The 18,065-nt window shown below is 70.1% G+C and carries 14 protein-coding genes; 11 read left to right on the top strand and 3 right to left on the bottom strand.

The features are described from left to right. The first annotated feature begins 13 nt into the window (after positions 1-13). The 11 genes from uvrB to LEL83_RS05105 all read left to right on the top strand — a co-directional run bounded on the left by uvrB (position 14) and on the right by LEL83_RS05105 (position 14,249). Positions 14-2,086: an excinuclease ABC subunit UvrB gene (gene uvrB, locus LEL83_RS05155; protein ID WP_308009872.1), complete on the top strand. Its 2,073-nt coding sequence runs from the start codon at positions 14-16 to the stop codon at positions 2,084-2,086. Continuing rightward, the gene (locus tag LEL83_RS05150; RefSeq protein WP_225558006.1) at positions 2,076-2,993 is read left to right on the top strand and encodes an SDR family NAD(P)-dependent oxidoreductase; all 918 of its coding nucleotides are present in this window, start codon (positions 2,076-2,078) and stop codon (positions 2,991-2,993) included. Before uvrB ends, LEL83_RS05150 begins: the two co-directional genes overlap by 11 nt. A gap of 48 nt (positions 2,994-3,041) precedes the next feature. Further along, positions 3,042-6,059 (top strand): excinuclease ABC subunit UvrA, encoded by a 3,018-nt coding sequence (gene uvrA / locus LEL83_RS05145; RefSeq protein ID WP_225558005.1) that lies wholly within the window; start codon positions 3,042-3,044, stop codon positions 6,057-6,059. Further along, on the top strand, positions 6,060-8,225 hold the full coding sequence (gene uvrC / locus LEL83_RS05140) for an excinuclease ABC subunit UvrC (protein WP_225558004.1): 2,166 nt from the start codon (positions 6,060-6,062) through the stop codon (positions 8,223-8,225). A 103-nt stretch (positions 8,226-8,328) separates the two neighbouring features. Next, on the top strand, positions 8,329-9,228 hold the full coding sequence (gene rapZ, locus LEL83_RS05135) for an RNase adapter RapZ (protein WP_198655940.1): 900 nt from the start codon (positions 8,329-8,331) through the stop codon (positions 9,226-9,228). Between the two features lie 75 nt (positions 9,229-9,303). Next, on the top strand, positions 9,304-10,284 hold the full coding sequence (gene whiA / locus LEL83_RS05130) for a DNA-binding protein WhiA (protein ID WP_198655939.1): 981 nt from the start codon (positions 9,304-9,306) through the stop codon (positions 10,282-10,284). Between the two features lie 256 nt (positions 10,285-10,540). Next, a complete protein-coding gene (gene gap, locus LEL83_RS05125) occupies positions 10,541-11,545 on the top strand; it encodes a type I glyceraldehyde-3-phosphate dehydrogenase (protein ID WP_198655938.1) in 1,005 nt (334 codons plus the stop codon). A 4-nt stretch (positions 11,546-11,549) separates the two neighbouring features. Then, positions 11,550-12,767: a phosphoglycerate kinase gene (locus LEL83_RS05120; RefSeq protein ID WP_225558003.1), complete on the top strand. Its 1,218-nt coding sequence runs from the start codon at positions 11,550-11,552 to the stop codon at positions 12,765-12,767. Then, positions 12,764-13,543, top strand: coding sequence for a triose-phosphate isomerase (gene tpiA, locus LEL83_RS05115; protein ID WP_225558002.1), 780 nt, complete (start codon positions 12,764-12,766; stop codon positions 13,541-13,543). The genes LEL83_RS05120 and tpiA overlap by 4 nt, the downstream gene beginning before the upstream one ends. Positions 13,544-13,626: 83 nt before the next feature. Continuing rightward, positions 13,627-13,878, top strand: a complete 252-nt coding sequence (secG, locus tag LEL83_RS05110) for a preprotein translocase subunit SecG (RefSeq protein ID WP_058727797.1) — start codon at positions 13,627-13,629, stop codon at positions 13,876-13,878. 2 nt (positions 13,879-13,880) lie between these two features. After that, positions 13,881-14,249, top strand: coding sequence for an RNA polymerase-binding protein RbpA (locus LEL83_RS05105; protein WP_198655935.1), 369 nt, complete (start codon positions 13,881-13,883; stop codon positions 14,247-14,249). Positions 14,250-14,711: 462 nt separating this feature from the next. Here LEL83_RS05105 and pgl read toward each other — a convergent pair whose 3' ends face one another. The 3 genes from pgl to zwf all read right to left on the bottom strand — a co-directional run bounded on the left by pgl (position 14,712) and on the right by zwf (position 18,062). Beyond that, positions 14,712-15,482, bottom strand: a complete 771-nt coding sequence (gene pgl, locus LEL83_RS05100; protein WP_225558001.1) for a 6-phosphogluconolactonase — start codon at positions 15,480-15,482, stop codon at positions 14,712-14,714. 100 nt (positions 15,483-15,582) lie between these two features. Continuing rightward, positions 15,583-16,527: a glucose-6-phosphate dehydrogenase assembly protein OpcA gene (locus LEL83_RS05095; RefSeq protein WP_225558000.1), complete on the bottom strand. Its 945-nt coding sequence runs from the start codon at positions 16,525-16,527 to the stop codon at positions 15,583-15,585. Beyond that, positions 16,524-18,062 carry a glucose-6-phosphate dehydrogenase gene (gene zwf / locus LEL83_RS05090; protein ID WP_198655932.1) on the bottom strand — a complete coding sequence of 513 codons (1,539 nt, stop codon included), beginning with the start codon at positions 18,060-18,062 and terminating at the stop codon, positions 16,524-16,526. Before zwf ends, LEL83_RS05095 begins: the two co-directional genes overlap by 4 nt. Between the last annotated feature and the right edge of the window lie 3 nt (positions 18,063-18,065).

Below are 18,065 nucleotides of genomic sequence, written 5' to 3'. Positions count from 1 at the left end.
CATGGGTGTTGCGATCGAACCGACCCGAGCGGTGCGTCCGTTCGAGGTCATCAGCGAGTACTCGCCGAGTGGCGACCAGCCCGCGGCCATCGCGGAACTCGCCGGGCGGATCAACGCCGGTGAGACCGACGTCGTGCTGCTCGGTGCGACCGGTACCGGCAAGTCGGCGACGACGGCGTGGCTCATCGAGCAGGTGCAGCGGCCGACGCTCGTGCTCGCCCACAACAAGACCCTCGCGGCGCAGCTGGCGAACGAGTTCCGCGGCCTGATGCCGAACAACGCGGTCGAGTACTTCGTCTCGTACTACGACTACTACCAGCCCGAGGCGTACGTGCCGCAGACGGACACCTTCATCGAGAAGGACTCCTCGGTCAACGCCGAGGTCGAGCGGCTGCGGCACTCGACGACGAACTCCCTGCTCAGCCGTCGCGACACCGTGGTGGTCTCCACCGTGTCCTGCATCTACGGCCTCGGTACGCCAGAGCAGTACATGAACGCCTCGGTCGCGCTGCACGTCGGGCAGACCATCTCGCGCGACCAGCTCGTCCGCAAGTTCGTCGCCATGCAGTACCAGCGCAACGACGTCGACTTCGCCCGGGGCACCTTCCGGGTGCGCGGCGACACCATCGAGATCATCCCGATGTACGAAGAGCACGCGATCCGCATCGAGATGTTCGGTGACGAGATCGAAGCGCTCTCGTCGCTGCACCCCCTCACCGGCAACGTCATCGACGACCTGCCGGCCGTGTCGATCTTCCCGGCGTCGCACTACGTCGCCGACACCGACGTGATGCACCGTGCCATCGGCAGCATCAAGGAGGAACTGGCCGAGCGGCTCGCCGAGCTCGAGGGGCAGGGCAAGCTGCTCGAGGCCCAGCGCCTGCGCATGCGCACGACGTTCGACATCGAGATGATGGAGCAGATCGGGTTCTGCTCCGGCATCGAGAACTACTCGCGGCACATGGACGGTCGCGGGCCGGGTGAGGCCCCGCACTGCCTCATCGACTACTTCCCGGACGACTTCCTCATCGTCATCGACGAGTCGCACGTCACGGTGCCGCAGATCGGCGCCATGTACGAGGGCGACGCGTCGCGCAAGCGCACGCTGGTCGAGCACGGCTTCCGGCTGCCGAGTGCGATGGACAACCGCCCGCTCAAGTGGGAGGAGTTCCTCGAGCGCGTCGGGCAGAAGGTCTACCTGTCGGCAACGCCGGGCCGGTACGAGCTCGGGGTCACGGACAGCGTCGTCGAGCAGATCATCCGCCCGACCGGCCTGATCGACCCGGAGATCGTCGTCAAGCCGAGCGACGGGCAGATCGACGACCTGCTCGAGGAGATCACGCAGCGCGTCGAGAAGGACGAGCGCGTGCTCGTCACGACCCTCACCAAGCGCATGGCCGAGGAGCTCACGGACTTCCTCGGCAACGCCGGCGTGCGCGTGCGGTACCTGCACTCGGACGTCGACACCCTGAAGCGCGTCGAGCTGCTGACCGAGCTGCGGCAGGGCGTCTACGACGTCCTCGTCGGAATCAACCTGCTGCGCGAGGGCCTCGACCTGCCCGAGGTCTCCCTGGTCGCGATCCTGGACGCCGACAAGGAGGGCTTCCTCCGCTCGTCGACCTCGCTGATCCAGACCATCGGTCGAGCGGCCCGCAACGTCTCGGGTCAGGTGCTCATGTACGCCGACAAGATGACCGACTCGATGAAGATCGCGATCGAGGAGACCGATCGACGGCGCGAGAAGCAGGTCGCCTACAACCTGGAGCGCGGCATCGACCCGCAGCCGCTCCGCAAGAAGATCGCCGACATCACCGAGGTCCTGCAGCGCGAGAACGACGACACCAAGGCCCTGCTCGAGGGCCGACCGGCCGCCGACGGCCGACGCTCGCCGACGCCGAACCTGCGCCGCGGCGGCATCGCGGGCGAGGGTGCCACCCAGCTCGAGGCCACCATCGGCGACCTCAACGACCAGATGCTGCAGGCGGCGGCAGAGCTGAAGTTCGAGCTCGCCGCGCGACTGCGCGACGAGGTGCAGGACCTGAAGAAGGCGCTCCGGCAGATGGAGTCCGCGGGGCATGTCAGCTGACGGCCGCCGCACGGTGGTCGTCACCGGGGCGAGCGCCGGCCTGGGGTACCACGCAGCGGAGCAACTGGCGGCCGCGGGGCACCGCGTCGTGCTCGCGACTCGTGATCGCGGCCGCGCGGAGGCGGCAGAACGGAGCATCCGGCGGTTCGTCGACGACGCGTCGATCGTGCACGTGCACCTGGACCTCGCCGACCTCGGCTCCGTCCGCTCCGCCGCCGACGAGCTCGCGGCGCTCGAGCCGGACGGCGTCGACGCCGTCCTGAACAACGCCGGCGTGGTCGGCGCCCCGATCCGCCGGACCACCGCGCAGGGCACGGAGCTGCAGATCGGGACGAACCACCTCGGGCACTTCGCGTGGACGGCGCTCGCGATGCCGCTGCTCGAGCGCCGGGGCGGCCGGGTCGCGCACCTCGGCTCGATCGCCCACCGCTTCGTCCGGCTCGATCCGGTCGACCCGCTGCGGGACGGCCACTACGTGAACCACCGCCAGTACGCGCGGAGCAAGCTCGCGGTGATGCTCTTCGGCTTCGAGCTCGCGCAGCGGCTCGCCGACGCGGGGTCGGCCGTGACGAGCGTCGTCGCGCACCCCGGGCTCTCGCTCGACCGCCTGTCGCCCGCGCGGCCGGACATCGCCCCGACGCGGCCCGACCCGGCGTGGATCCGGCCGGCGCACCGACTGGTCGCCCAGGGCAAGGACGTCGGCGCGCAGCCGCTCGTGCACGCCGCGGTCGGCGCGGACGTCCGGGCGGGGGAGTACTGGGGGCCGGCCGGCCGGTTGCAGCTCCGGGGTCCCGCGGCCCGGGTGCACGCGGAGGCCTGGGCGCACGACCGCACGGCAGCGGCGCAGCTCTGGGCCGCCAGCGAGCGCGCCTCGGGGGTCGCGTTCGCTCTCGACGCACTCGCCTGAGGCGCGATCCGGAACGGATGTCGGTGCCGCTCCGTAGAATCGTCGGTGATGACCATCACCTCTGACCGCGGTACCTCGACGTCTGGCCGGAACGCCTTCGGCGAGCCCGCTGACCTCCACATCCCCGGCGGGACGGCGCCGCACAGCACCTCGACGCTCAGCGTCCGCGGTGCCCGCGTGCACAACCTCCGCGACGTCGACCTCGAGATCCCGCGCGACTCCCTCGTCGTGTTCACGGGACTCTCCGGGTCGGGCAAGTCCTCGCTGGCGTTCGACACGATCTTCGCCGAGGGCCAGCGCCGGTACGTGGAGTCGCTGTCGGCGTACGCCCGCCAGTTCCTCGGCCAGGTCGACCGCCCCGACGTCGACTTCATCGAGGGACTGTCGCCCGCCGTCTCGATCGACCAGAAGTCGACGAACCGCAACCCGCGGTCGACGGTGGGCACGATCACCGAGGTCTACGACTACATGCGTCTGCTCTGGGCGCGCATCGGCGTGCCGCACTGCCCGACCTGCGGCGAGGTCATCAGCAAGCAGAGCGTGCAGCAGATCGCCGACCAGCTGATGCAGTTCGAGAGCGGGACCCGGTTCCAGGTGCTCGCCCCCGTCGTCTCGAAGAAGAAGGGCGAGTTCGTCGACCTCTTCCAGGAGCTCGCGGCGTCCGGGTACGCACGTGCGATCGTCGACGGTGAGCGCATCCAGCTCAGCGACCCGCCCAAGCTGAAGAAGCAGGTCAAGCACGACATCTCGGTCATCGTCGACCGTCTGGTGGCGAGCGAGGACATCCTGGGCCGCCTGACCGACTCGCTCGAGACAGCACTGCGGCTGACCGACGGCACGGTCGGCATCGACCTGGTCGACCACGAGGGGCCCGGCGCCGTCCGGACCTACTCCGAGAACCTGTCGTGCCCGAACAACCACCCGCTCGCGCTCACCGAGATCGAGCCGCGCACCTTCTCGTTCAACGCGCCGTTCGGTGCGTGCCCGGAGTGCTCCGGTCTCGGCACCCGCATGTCGGTCGACCCCGACCTGGTCCTCGGCGACCCCGAGGCGTCGTTGCGCGGCGGCGTGCTGCTGCCGTGGACGGGCACGAGCGGCCTGTACTCCTACTTCGAGAAGCTGCTCGGCGGCCTCGGCAAGGAGCTCGGCTTCTCGCTCGACACCCCGTGGAACCAGCTCGACCCGTCGGTGCAGGCGGCGATCCTCACCGGCAAGGACTTCCAGGTCTCGGTGTCGTGGCGCAACCGCTTCGGTCGCGAGATGCGGTACACCAGCGGGTTCGAGGGCGTCATGCCCTACATCGAGCGCAAGTTCGCCGAGGCCGAGTCGGACTCGCAGCGGCAGCGGTTCCAGGGCTACCTGCGCGAGGTCCCGTGCCCGGTGTGCGACGGCACGCGTCTCAAGCCCGAGGTGCTCGCGGTCACGGTGAACGACCGCAGCATCGCGGACGTCACCGACATGTCGCTCGACAACGCCTACGCGTTCATGGACGAGCTGACGCTGACCGACCGCGAGGCGCACATCGCGGCCGCGGTCCTGCGGGAGATCCGCGCCCGCCTGGAGTTCCTGCTCGAGGTCGGGCTCAACTACCTGACCCTGGCGCGTGGGGCGGGCGGCCTGTCCGGTGGCGAGGCGCAGCGCATCCGCCTGGCGACCCAGATCGGGTCGGGTCTGACGGGCGTGCTCTACGTCCTCGACGAGCCGAGCATCGGCCTGCACCAGCGCGACAACCGTCGTCTGATCGACACCCTGGTCAAGCTGAAGGACCTCGGCAACACGCTCATCGTCGTCGAGCACGACGAGGACACGATCCGCACGGCCGACTGGGTCGTCGACATCGGCCCGGGCGCCGGTGTGAACGGCGGCAACGTCGTGCACTCCGGGTCCTACGAGGGCATCATCGAGAACCGCGAGTCGATCACCGGTGACTACCTCGCCGGCCGACGGGCGATCGAGGTGCCGTCCGAGCGCCGCCCGGTCAACCTGAAGCGCGCCATCACGGTGCAGGGTGCGCGGGCGAACAACCTCAAGTCGATCGACGCCGACTTCCCGCTCGGGGTCTTCACCGCCGTCACCGGCGTCAGCGGCTCGGGCAAGTCGACGCTGGTGAACGACATCCTGTACAAGGTGCTCGCGAACCAGCTCAACGGCGCCCGGCACATCGCCGGCAAGCACACCCGCGTCAAGGGCCTCGACCAGCTCGACAAGGTCGTGCACGTCGACCAGGCACCGATCGGGCGCACGCCGCGGTCGAACCCGGCGACCTACACGGGCGTGTTCGACCGCATCCGCCAGCTGTTCGCCGAGACGCAGGAGGCGAAGACCCGCGGCTACCAGCCCGGACGCTTCAGCTTCAACGTCAAGGGCGGCCGCTGCGAGAACTGCGCGGGTGACGGCACGATCAAGATCGAGATGAACTTCCTGCCCGACGTGTACGTCGCGTGCGAGGTCTGCGGCGGTGCGCGGTACAACCGCGAGACCCTGCAGGTGCACTACAAGGGCAAGAACATCTCCGAGGTCCTCGACATGCCGATCAGCGAGGCGGCGGAGTTCTTCGAGCCGATCTCGGCGATCCACCGCTACATGGCGACCCTGGTCGACGTGGGGCTCGGGTACGTCCGTCTCGGTCAGAGCGCGACCACGCTGTCCGGCGGCGAGGCGCAGCGCGTCAAGCTCGCCACGGAACTGCAGCGCCGGTCGAACGGTCGCACGGTCTACGTGCTCGACGAGCCGACGACGGGCCTGCACTTCGAGGACGTCCGCAAGCTGCTCCTCGTGCTGCAGAGCCTGGTCGACAAGGGCAACACCGTCATCACCATCGAGCACAACCTCGACGTGATCAAGTCGGCCGACTGGCTCATCGACATGGGCCCCGAGGGCGGCTCCGGCGGCGGCACCGTGCTCGCGACCGGCACGCCCGAGCACGTCGCGACCGTCCCGGAGAGCCACACCGGCGTCTTCCTGCGGGAGATCTTCGACGCGCAGGACGCCCGGGTCGGCAAGCAGCAGGCCGTCGGTGCCCGGAAGGCGACCCAGAAGAGCAAGCAGAAGGCGGGTGCTCGGTAGGTGGCGGACACCGTTCCGTGGCGGCCGAAGGCGGGGGAGATCCCGACCGACCCGGGCGTCTACCGCTGGCGTGACGAGGCCGGCCGGGTGCTGTACGTCGGCAAGGCGAAGAACCTCCGCGCCCGGCTGAGCAACTACTTCGCCCCGCTGCCGACCCTGCACGAGCGCACCCGCCGCATGGTCCTGACGGCGCGCAGCGTCGAGTGGACGACGGTGGGCTCCGAGATCGAGGCGCTCCAGCTGGAGTACACCTGGATCAAGGAGTTCGACCCGCCGTTCAACGTCAAGTTCCGCGACGACAAGTCGTACCCGTACATGGCGATCACCCTCGGCGACGAGGCCCCGCGGGTGATGGTGACGCGCAACCGTCGGATCAAGGGTGCGAAGTACTTCGGTCCGTACCCGAAGATCTGGGCGGTGCACGACACCATCGACCTGATGATCAAGGTGTTCCCGATCCGCACCTGCTCGGACTCGTCGTACAAGAAGGCGATGCAGTCGGGCAAGCCCTGCTTCCCCGGTCAGATCGGCAAGTGCGGCGGTCCCTGCTCGCAGAAGGTGACGATCGAGGAGCACCGCGCGCTCGTCGAGGAGTTCGTGCGCTTCATGGGCTCGTACGACCGCCGGGTGATCACGCAGCTCCGGCAGCGCATGGGTGCGTCGGCCGACGCCATGCAGTACGAGCAGGCCGCGAAGTACCGTGACCAGGTAGAGGCGCTCGAGGCCGTGCTCGAGAAGTCCGCCGTGGTGCTCCGCGACTCGGTCGACCTCGACCTGTTCGGCATCGCCGAGGACGAACTCGCCGCCGCCGTGCAGCTGTTCTCGGTGCGTGGCGGCCGCATCCGCGGTGTGCGCGGCTGGGTGGTCGACAAGGAGCTCGACATCGCCACCGGCGACCTGGTCGAGCAGATCGTGCAGGGCGTCTACGCCGACTCCGAGCTCACGCCGGCGGCCGTGTCCGAGGAACCTCCCCGCGAGATCGTCGTGCCGACCCTGCCCGACGACGCCGAGGCGCTGCAGCAGTGGCTCAGCGAACGCCGCGGGGGTCGCGGGACGAAGCTCAGCACCGCGCAGCGCGGCGACCGCGCGGGTCTGGCGCGGACGGCGGCGCAGAACGCGGCACAGGCGCTCATGCTCTACAAGACGAAGCGCTCCGCCGACTACACGACGCGTGCCGCGGCACTGGCCGACATCCAGGACGCCCTCGGCATGACCGAGGCGCCGCTCCGCATGGAGTGCTACGACATCTCGCACCTGCAGGGCACGAACGTCGTGGCGTCGATGGTCGTGTTCGAGGACGGCCTGCCGCGCAAGGACCAGTACCGCCGCTACACGATCGCCGAGACGACCGACGACACCGACAGCATGCACCAGGTGCTCACGCGGCGGCTGGCCCGGCTGGACGAGGACGCCGAGCTGCCGGACGTCCCCGACGTCACCACGGACGAGGTCGTCGAGGGGTCGAAGCCCACGAAGCGGTTCGCCTACCGCCCGCAGCTGCTCATCGTGGACGGCGGTCAACCGCAGGTCCAGGCAGCGAAGCGTGCTATGAACGAGGCCGGGGTGCGCGACATCGCCCTCGTCGGCATCGCCAAGCGGCTGGAGGAGCTCTGGCTGCCCGACGACGACTTCCCGGTCATCCTGCCGCGCAACTCCGAGGCGCTGTTCCTGATCCAGCGCATCCGTGACGAGGCACACCGGTTCGCCATCACGCACCAGCGCACCCGCCGCAAGCGCGACGTCCGTTCCCGGCTGTCCGAGATCCCCGGGCTCGGCCCCACCCGGGTCAACGCGCTGCTGAAGCACTTCGGTTCGGTCGCGCGGCTGCGCGAGGCCACCGCAGAGGAGATCGCCGAGGTGAACGGCGTCGGCCCGGCGACCGCGGCCGCGGTCGTCGCGAAGCTCGCCCAGACCCCGACGAGCGCACCGGCCACCAGCGCGTCGAGCGCCCCCGAACCGGACGACGACGCCATCGCCGAGACCGGGACCGAGACCGGACCCGGGACCGAGACCGGACCCGGAACCGAGACCGGAACCGGAACCGAGACCGGAACCGGGACCGAGACCGGACCCGCAACCGGCGCGGACCCCGCCACCGCCACCCGCCCCGGAGGCCCGGTGCGGGTCCCCGAGGTGACCGCCGACGGTCCGCAGCGGCCGTCGTGACGGGCGCCGTGCCTCCCGACCGGGACCGGGCGGTAGCCTGGTCCGGCAGCCGAGACCTCCCCGGGCGACGCGCCCGGGCCGCCACGACGGAGCCCACTCCCAGATGACCGACAGCGCCCCAGCGACCAGCCACGCGTCGCAGCACGACATCCTCATCGTCACCGGCATGTCCGGTGCCGGCCGCTCCACCGTCGGCAAGGCGCTCGAGGACCTCGGCTGGTACGTCGTCGACAACCTGCCGACGCAGATGCTCGCGCCGCTCACGGAGCTCGCCGAGCGTGCGGGAGAGAAGATCCCGAAGATCGCGACCGTGGTGGACGTGCGGGGCGGTCGCTTCTTCACCGACCCCGAGCAGGCGGTCGAGCAGGTCCGTTCGAGCACCTCGGCGCGCGTCCGCGTGCTGTTCCTCGAGGCGACCGACGCGGTGCTGGTCCGCCGCTTCGAGCAGGTGCGCCGTCCGCACCCGCTGCAGGGCGAGGACACCCTGCTCGACGGGATCGCCCGCGAACGTGACCGCTTGGCCGGTCTGCGCGAGGCGTCCGACATGGTGATCGACACCTCGGACCTGAACATCCACCAACTCGCGAACTCCGTGACGGAGCAGTTCGCCGACGACCACTTCGTCGGTGTCCAGGTCACGCTGATGAGCTTCGGGTTCAAGTACGGACTGCCCGCCGACGCCGACATGGTGGCCGACGTCCGGTTCATCCCGAACCCCTACTGGGTGCCGGAACTCCGCCCGCACACGGGGCTCGACCAGCCCGTCTCGGACTACGTGCTCGCCCAGGCGGGAGCGCGTCCGTTCGTCGACCGGTACGCCTCCGTGCTCGAGCCGGTCTTCGAGGGGTACCAGCGCGAGAACAAAAGACACGCTACGATCGCCATCGGCTGTACCGGCGGCAAGCACCGCTCGGTCGCCATCGTCGCCGAGTTGGCGAACCTCCTCCGCGGGATGCCAGGCGTCGCCGTGCGTGTGAAGAACCGAGATCTCGGCCGGGAGTGACCGTCCCTCCGGCCGCTCCCACGCCCGTGCCGCCGGATCTGCGGGAACCACCAGATGAACGTTAGGAATGATGCTGTGCCGTTGACTGCCGAGGTCAAGGACGAACTGGCCAGGGTCGCCGTGAACCGCAACACGGTCCGCGCCGCCGAACTGGCCACGATCCTCCGGTTCGCGGGTGGTCTGCACGTCATCTCGGGCCGCATCGCGGTCGAGGTCGAGCTCGACACCCGGATCATCGTGCACCGGGTGCGCAAGGACCTCGCCGAGCTGTACGGCGTCCGGAGCGAGGCGTCGGTGGGGTCGTCCGCGTCCGCTCGTCGTGGCACCCGCTACCTGGTCCGCGTGCTCGAGGCGGGGGAGACCCTCGCACGCCAGACCGGGCTGATGGACGCCCGTCGTCGTCCGGTGCGCGGGCTGCCGAACCGGCTCACCACCGGCAACCGCGAGGACCTCGCCGCGATCTGGCGTGGCGCGTTCCTCGCCTCGGGCACCCTGACCGACCCGGGTCGGGCCGCCGCGCTCGAGGTCACCTGCCCCGGCAACGAGGCCGCGATGGCGCTCGTCGGCGCCGCGTCGCGTCTCGGCGTGGCCGCGAAGGGCCGCGAGGTCCGCGGGGTGCACCGCGTCGTCATCCGCGACGGCGAGGCGATCGGCCAGATGCTCACGGTCATGGGCGCCGCCCGCACCACCGCCGACTGGGAGGAGATGCGCCAGCGCCGCGAGGTCCGTGCGACCGCGAACCGCCTGGTCAACTTCGACGACGCGAACCTCCGTCGCTCCGCCCAGGCCGCCGTCGCCGCCTGCGCCCGCGTCGAGCGTGCGCTCGAGATCCTCGGCGACGAGGTCCCGGACCACCTGCAGTACGCAGGCTCGCTGCGCCTGCAGCACCGCGACGCCTCGCTCGACGAGCTCGGTCAGCACGCGGAGCCGCCCATGACGAAGGACGCCATCGCCGGGCGCATCCGTCGCCTGCTCGCGATGGCCGACAAGAAGGCGTCGGACCTCGGCATCCCGGGCACCGAGGCGAGCGTCCCGGAGGAGCTCGAAGGGGCCTGAGTCGGGTCGGTCGACCCTGCGGACGGGAGGCGCGGTGCCAGCTGGCACCGCGCCTCCCGTCCGTTCCCCGGTGCGTCCAGGGCGCCGGTCGCGACCGTCCGGACGGACCGTCATCCAGCGCGGTCGCGCAGTGTCCGACTGCTAGGGTCGTTACGGCGACGTTACGGGGCGTATCGTCCACCACACGCGGGCCCGCCAGGGTGCGCGACTCCGAAAGCAGCGCCCCCCGGGCGCTCCACACCCATCAGGAGATCCATTGACCGTCAAGATCGGTATCAACGGCTTCGGCCGTATCGGCCGTAACTTCTTCCGGGCCGCCCTCGCGAAGGGCTCCGACCTCGAGATCGTGGCGGTGAACGACCTCACCGACAACGCGTCGCTCGCCAACCTGCTCAAGTACGACTCCATCACGGGCAAGCTGCCCGCCACGGTCGAGCTCGACGGTGACAACATCGTCGTCGACGGCAAGGCCATCAAGGTCCTCGCCGAGCGCGACCCCGCCAACCTCCCCTGGGGCGAGCTGGGCGTCGACATCGTCATCGAGTCGACCGGCTTCTTCACCAAGGCCGAGGACGCGCAGAAGCACATCGACGCCGGTGCCAAGAAGGTCATCATCTCCGCGCCGGCCTCGGGTGACGACGTCACCATCGTGCTCGGCGTGAACGAGGGCGAGTACGACCCGGCGAACCACCACATCATCTCGAACGCGTCCTGCACCACGAACAGCCTCGCGCCGCTCGCCAAGGTGTTCCACGACAAGTTCGGCATCGAGCGTGGCCTCATGACGACGGTGCACGCTTACACCGCCGACCAGAACCTGCAGGACGGCCCGCACAAGGACCCCCGTCGTGCCCGCGCCGCGGCCCTGAACATCGTGCCGACCTCGACCGGTGCCGCGAAGGCCATCGGCCTCGTGCTCCCGGAGCTCGCCGGCAAGCTCGACGGCTTCGCGCTGCGCGTGCCGGTCCCCACCGGCTCGATCACCGACCTGACCCTCGAGACCAAGTCCGAGGTCACCGTCGACGAGATCAACGCCGCCTACAAGGAGGCCGCCGAGGGCCCGCTCAAGGGCATCCTGCTCTACAGCGAGGACCCGCTGGTGTCGACCGACATCACCACGGACCCGCACTCCTCGATCTACGACTCCGGCCTGACCAAGGTCATCGGCGGCCTCGTGAAGATCACCTCGTGGTACGACAACGAGTGGGGCTACTCGAACCGTCTCGTCGACCTGACCGAGTACGTGGGCGAGCGTCTCTAAGCGCATGGCTCTCCGCACCCTCGAGGACCTCGGCGACCTCGCCGGCAAGCGCGTCGTCGTCCGTTGTGACCTGAACGTCCCGCTCAAGGACGGCACGATCACGGACGACGGCCGCGTGCGGGCGTCGCTCGGCACCCTGAACACGCTGGTGAACACCGGGGCCCGCGTCATCGTGGTCTCGCACCTCGGGCGCCCGGACGGTTCGCCCGCCCCGGAGTACTCGCTCGCCCCCGTGGCGCAGCGGCTCTCCGAGCTGCTCGGCAAGGAGGTCACGTTCGTCGGCGAGACCGTCGGTGACGAAGCGACCGCGGCCGCCGAGGCCCTCGGGGACGGCGACGTCCTGCTGCTCGAGAACCTCCGCTTCAACCCGGAGGAGACCTCCAAGGACGCCGACGAGCGCCGTGCGTTCGCGGAGCGGATCGCCGCCCTCGGGGACGCCTTCGTCTCCGACGGCTTCGGCGTCGTGCACCGCAAGCAGGCCTCGGTCTACGAGCTCGCGGCCGCGCTGCCCAGTGCGGCCGGCTCGCTCATCGAGACCGAGCTCCGCGTGCTCGAGCGCCTGACGAAGGACCCGGAGCGCCCCTACACGGTGGTGCTCGGCGGTTCGAAGGTCAGCGACAAGCTCGGGGTGATCGACCACATCCTGCCGAAGGTCGACACGCTCTGCATCGGTGGCGGCATGCTCTTCACCTTCCTCGCAGCCCAGGGCCACGGGGTCGCGAAGTCGCTGCTCGAGCAGGACCAGCTCGACGTCGTCCGCGAGTACCTGTCGCGGGCGCAGGAGCTCGGCGTGACGATCGACCTGCCGACCGACGTCGTCGTGGCGTCGGGCTTCTCGGCCGACGCCTCGCACGAGACGGTCGCCGCCGACGCGATCGAGTCGTCCTCCTTCGGGGCGGACGGCATCGGCCTCGACATCGGTCCGGAGACGGCGTCGCGCTTCGCGTCGGCGGTGTCCGGCTCGAAGACGGTGTTCTGGAACGGCCCGATGGGCGTGTTCGAGTTCCCGGCCTTCGCCGCCGGCACGAAGACCGTCGCGCAGGCGCTGACCGAGGTCGACGGCCTCGGTGTCGTCGGCGGTGGCGACTCCGCTGCCGCGGTGCGCTCGCTGGGCTTCTCGGACGACCGGTTCGGGCACATCTCGACCGGTGGCGGTGCGAGCCTCGAGTTCCTCGAGGGCAAGTCGCTGCCCGGTCTCGAAGCACTGGGGTGGACAGCATGACCCGGACGCCGTTGATCGCGGGCAACTGGAAGATGAACCTGGACCACCTCCAGGCCATCGCCACCGTGCAGAAGCTCGCGTGGTCCCTGAAGGACGCCCGGCACGACTTCGACGACGTCGAGGTCGCGGTGTTCCCGCCGTTCACCGACCTCCGCAGTGTGCAGACGCTCATCTCGGCCGACAAGCTGCCGATCCGCTTCGGCGCGCAGGACCTGTCGCAGTACGACTCCGGTGCCTACACCGGTGACGTCTCCGGCGCCTTCCTGTCCGCGCTCGACGCGCAGTACGTCATCGTCGGCCACTCCGAGCGGCGCACGCTGCACGGTGAGACCGACGAGGTCGTCGCGGCGAAGACGGCTGCTGCCGTCAAGCACGGCCTCGTGCCGATCGTGTGCGTCGGCGAGACCGGTGCGCAGCGCGAGGAGCGCGGCGCCGGTGTCGTGCCGGTCGAGCAGCTCCGCGTCGTGCTCGACGCGGTGCAGCCGTCCGAGATCGTCGTCGCGTACGAGCCGGTCTGGGCGATCGGTTCCGGTCAGGCCGCCAGCGCCGAGCAGGCGCAGGACGAGTGCGCTGCGATCCGTCGCGGCATCGCGGCTGCCTGGGGCGACCAGGCGGCAGCGGACACCCGCGTGCTGTACGGCGGCTCGGTCAAGTCCGGCAACATCGCCGGGTTCCTCCGCGAGCCGGACGTCGACGGCGCCCTGGTGGGCGGCGCGTCCCTCGACGTGCAGGAGTTCGCGGCGATCGCCCGGTTCCGCCAGCACGTCGGGCTGTAGTTCCGCACCACTCCCGTCCGGGTACCGGCCGTGCGCTGCGCGGCCGGTACACTGGTACGGCTGACTGACACGAAAGGTACGTCGTGGCGATACTCTCCGTCGTGCTGCAGGTCCTGCTCGCAATCACGAGCCTCCTGCTCACGCTCCTCATCCTGCTGCACAAGGGCCGCGGTGGCGGCCTGTCCGACATGTTCGGCGGCGGTGTGACGAGCAACCTCGGGGCGTCCGGCGTCGCCGAGCGCAACCTCAACCGCATCACGGTGATCCTCGGTCTGGTCTGGATCGTGTCGATCATCGTGCTCGGTCTCATCAACAAGTTCACGGCGGGGAGCTGACCATGGCAACCGGAGGCAGTGCAATCCGAGGGTCGCGCGTCGGCGCAGGCCCCATGGGCGAGCAGGACCGCGGGGTCCAGGCTGAGCGCGTGGCGATCTCGTACTGGGACGCCCTCGGCAACGAGGTCGTGCGGTACTTCGCGGCGAACCTGCCGGAAGAGGAGATCCCCGAGACGGTGGACTCGCCGTCCAGCGGTCTCCCCGCAGGGCGCGACAAGGAGAACCCGCCGGTGGTCTCCAAGACGGAGCCCTACAAGACCCACCTGGCGTACGTGAAGGAACGGCGTACCGAGGAAGAGGCAGCGCAGCTCCTCGAGGACGCGCTCCAGCAGCTCCGCGAGCGTCGCGGCACCGCGGCGAAGAAGGCGTAGCGCCCCCGAACGCAGCGAAGGCCCCCGTACCGATCCGGTCCGGGGGCCTTCGTGCGTCCGGTGGCCGGTGGGGTGCGGCGCGCCCGGGCTGTATCGCCGAGCGGTCACGACATGCCGCCTGCCTGGCGCTGAGGTCGCACTTCGTGTCGCTTGCGGCGGCGCGGAACGACCGTTCGTGCGACCTCGGCGTCGTGCGGGCGGCGTGTCGCGACCGGGCGATAGGCGGCGCGAACGCCGCGCCGGGGCGCGCCGAGCGGTCACGACGTGCCGCGCGCGATGCGCCGACGTCGCACGTTGTGTCGGGTGGCGCGGCGTGAGACGACGGTTCGTGACACCTCGGCGAACACGAGCGGGGCGTCGCGACCACTCGACCCCGCGATGACCCCGCCCCCACGCGACCACAGACGGACGGGAGGCCCGGTGCCAGCTGGCACCGGGCCTCCCGTCAGGCAGGTCGCGCGTCTAGTACGTCGACGCGATGAGGTTCTCGGGCACGTCGCGCGCGGCGTCCTGGTCCACGAAGAAGACCGTACGCTTGCGGCCCTGCACGCCACCCACCGGGACGTCGTCGACGGACGCGCCTGCGAGGGCCAGGCCCAGGACGGATGCCTTCTTGGCACCGGACAGGATGACCCAGACCCGCTGCGACGCGTTGATGACGGGGAAGGTCACCGTCAGGCGCTGCGGCGGCGGCTTGGGGGAGTCGTCGACCGACACGACGGCGCGGTCGGTGACGGTGAGCTGCGGGAACTCCGGGAAGAGCGATGCCGTGTGGCCGTCGGGCCCGACACCCAGCAGCGTGATGTCGAAGCGGGGCGCGACCGCACCCTCGGGCGCGGCCTGCTGCAGCTCCTGCTCGTACTGCGTGGCGGCGGTCTCGATGTCGATCCCGGCGTCGGAGGCGGGCATCGGGTGGATGTTCTCGGCCGGGATGTCGACGTGGTCGAAGAAGTCGGTCTGCGTGCCGGTGGTGTTCCGGTCCGCGTCACCCGCGGGCACCCAGCGCTCGTCGACCCACCAGACGTGCACCTTCGACCAGTCGACGCTCTCGTGCGCCGGCGACTGCGCGATCGCGGCGAGCACGAGCGACGAGACCGAGCCGCCGCTGATGGCGACGTCGGCGCGCTCCTGCTCGTCGAGCACGTCGATGATCTTCGTGATGAAGCGTGCGGCGACCGACGCGCCGAGGGCCTGCTTGTCCGGGTGCACGAGCACCCGCCGTTCGTTGGTCACGTGACTCCCGTGTTCGTGGCGGCCGACCGGTCATCCGACCAGCTCCGGTCCGGTCGGACCGCCTGCACCAGACAGGCGGCCCGACCGTGTGGGGTGGGGCTCAGCCGGCGATGGTCTCGCGCAGCTGGGCCACCCCGTGCTTGACGACGTCTCCGAAGAGGACGTCCGGGTCGAGTCTACGGAGTTCCTCGGCCAGGCAGTCGCGCAGGTTGCGGCGTGGCAGCGACAGGTCGTGCGTCGGCTGCCCGGGCATCGAGAGCGTCGCGACGTCCACCAGGGACCGCTCGAGCTCGATGGTGCCGGACTCGCGGGTCAGCGTGACGCCGTGGATGCCGCTCGACCCCGTCGCACGGGGCGACGTGACGACCGACACCGGGACCTCGAGCTGCAGCTGCAGCCAGGCGGCGAGCAGGAACGTCGACGGGCTGTCGGACGCGCCCGAGACCTCGACCGCGGTGATCGGCTCGTACGGCGGCTGGTCGAGCGCCGCGGCGAGCTGGTTCCGCCAGAGCGTCAACCGGGTCCACGCGAAGTCGGTGTCACCCGGCACGTACGACGCCCCGAGGGCCTCGATCGCCGTCGCGGGGTCCTTCTGCGCTGCGGCGTCGGTGATCCGGCGCTGGGCGATCCGGCCGAGGGCCGAGGCCGCCGGCTGCGCCGGAGCGTTCTGCGGCCACCAGGCGACGACGGGCGCGTCCGGCAGCAGGAGGCCCGTGACCAGGCTCTCCTCGTCGGTCGCGGTCTCCCCGTAGGCGCGCAGCACGATGACCTCGCTGGCGCCCGCGTCGCTGCCCACGCGGATCTGCGCGTCGAGACGACCGGGCGACTTCGTGTCCCCGTCGTTCTTCGACACGATGATGACGCGCATCGGGTGCTCGCGGGACGCCTCGTTCGCGGCCTCGATCGCGTCTTCCTCGTGGCCCAGGGCCGTCGAGATGATGAGGGTCAGCACACGGCCGAGGGCGACGGCGCCGCCCTCTTCGCGGATGTGGACGAGCTTCTTCTGGATCTTGGACACCGTGGTGTCCGGCATGTCGATCTTCACGGACGCCTCCAGGTCCGACCGTCACGGGCGAGCAGGGCGTCGGCGGATGCCGGGCCCCACGTGCCGGGACGGTACTGCTCGGGCTGGCCCTGCGTGGCCCAGAACTCCTCGATGGGGTCGAGGATCTTCCACGAGAGCTCGACCTCCTGGTGCCGCGGGAACAGCGGCGGGTCACCGAGGAGCACGTCGAGGATGAGTCGCTCGTACGCCTCGGGGGATGCCTCGGTGAACGCGTGGCCGTAGCCGAAGTCCATCGTCACGTCGCGCACCTGGGTGCCGACGCCGGGGACCTTCGAACCGAAGCGGAGCGTGACGCCCTCGTCCGGCTGCACGCGGATCACGAGTGCGTTCTGACCGAGCGGCGACTGCGTGTTGCCGTAGACGTCCTCGGGGACGCGCTTGAACACGATCGCGATCTCGGTCACACGACGGCCGAGGCGCTTGCCGGCGCGCAGGTAGAACGGCACGCCCTGCCAGCGTCGCGTGGCGATGTCGAGCTTGATCGCCGCGTACGTCTCGGTGCCGGACTCCGGGTCCATGCCGGCCTCGTCGAGGAAGCCGAGCACCTTCTCGCCGCCCTGCCAGCCGCCGGCGTACTGCCCGCGGGCGGTGGCCGTCGACAGGTCCTCGGGCAGGCGCACGGCGGAGAGCACCTTCTCCTTCTCGGCGCGCAGGTCGGCGGCCTTGAACGAGACGGGTTCCTCCATCGCGGTGAGCGCGAGGAGCTGCAGCAGGTGGTTCTGGATGACGTCGCGCGCCGCACCGATGCCGTCGTAGTAGGCGGCACGTCCGGCGACGCCGATGTCCTCGGCCATCGTGATCTGCACGTGGTCGACGTAGTTCGAGTTCCAGATGGGTTCGTACATCTGGTTCGCGAACCGGAGCGTCAGCAGGTTCTGGACGGTCTCCTTGCCGAGGTAGTGGTCGATGCGGAACACGTCGTCGGGCGCGAACACGCTCTCGACGATCGCGTTGAGCTCGCGGGCGGTGCGGAGGTCGGAGCCGAACGGCTTCTCGACGACCACGCGGCTCCAGGAGCCCTCGCGCTTCTCGGTCAGGCCGGACAGCTTGAGCTGCTCGGTGACGACCGGGAACATCTTGGGCGGGATCGACAGGTAGAACGCGTGGTTCCCGAGCGTGCCGCGTTCGGCGTCGAGGTCATCGACCGTGCGCTTCAGCTCACGGAAGGCCTCGGGGTCGTCGAACGAGCCCTGCACGAAGCGGATGCCCTGTTCGAGCTGACGCCAGACGTCCTCGTCGAACGGGGTCCGGGAGTGCTCCTTGACAGCGTCGTGCACGAGCTGCGAGAAGTCTTGGTCCTCCCAGTCGCGACGGGCGAAACCGACGAGCGCGAACCCCGGGGGCAGCAGCCCCCGGTTGGCCAGGTCGTAGACCGCGGGCATCAGCTTCTTGCGGGACAGGTCTCCTGTCACGCCGAAGATGATGAGCGTGCTCGGTCCCGCGATCCGGTTCAGTCGGCGATCCGTCGGCAACCGGAGCGGGTTGTGCTCCGGGGTGATTGCCACCGGTGACATGAG

The organism is Curtobacterium oceanosedimentum (assembly GCF_020297365.1).
Taxonomy (GTDB): Bacteria; Actinomycetota; Actinomycetes; order Actinomycetales; family Microbacteriaceae; genus Curtobacterium.
The sequence above is the reverse complement of the archived record's forward strand: the minus strand, read 5'-3'. Positions and strand labels throughout refer to the sequence as shown.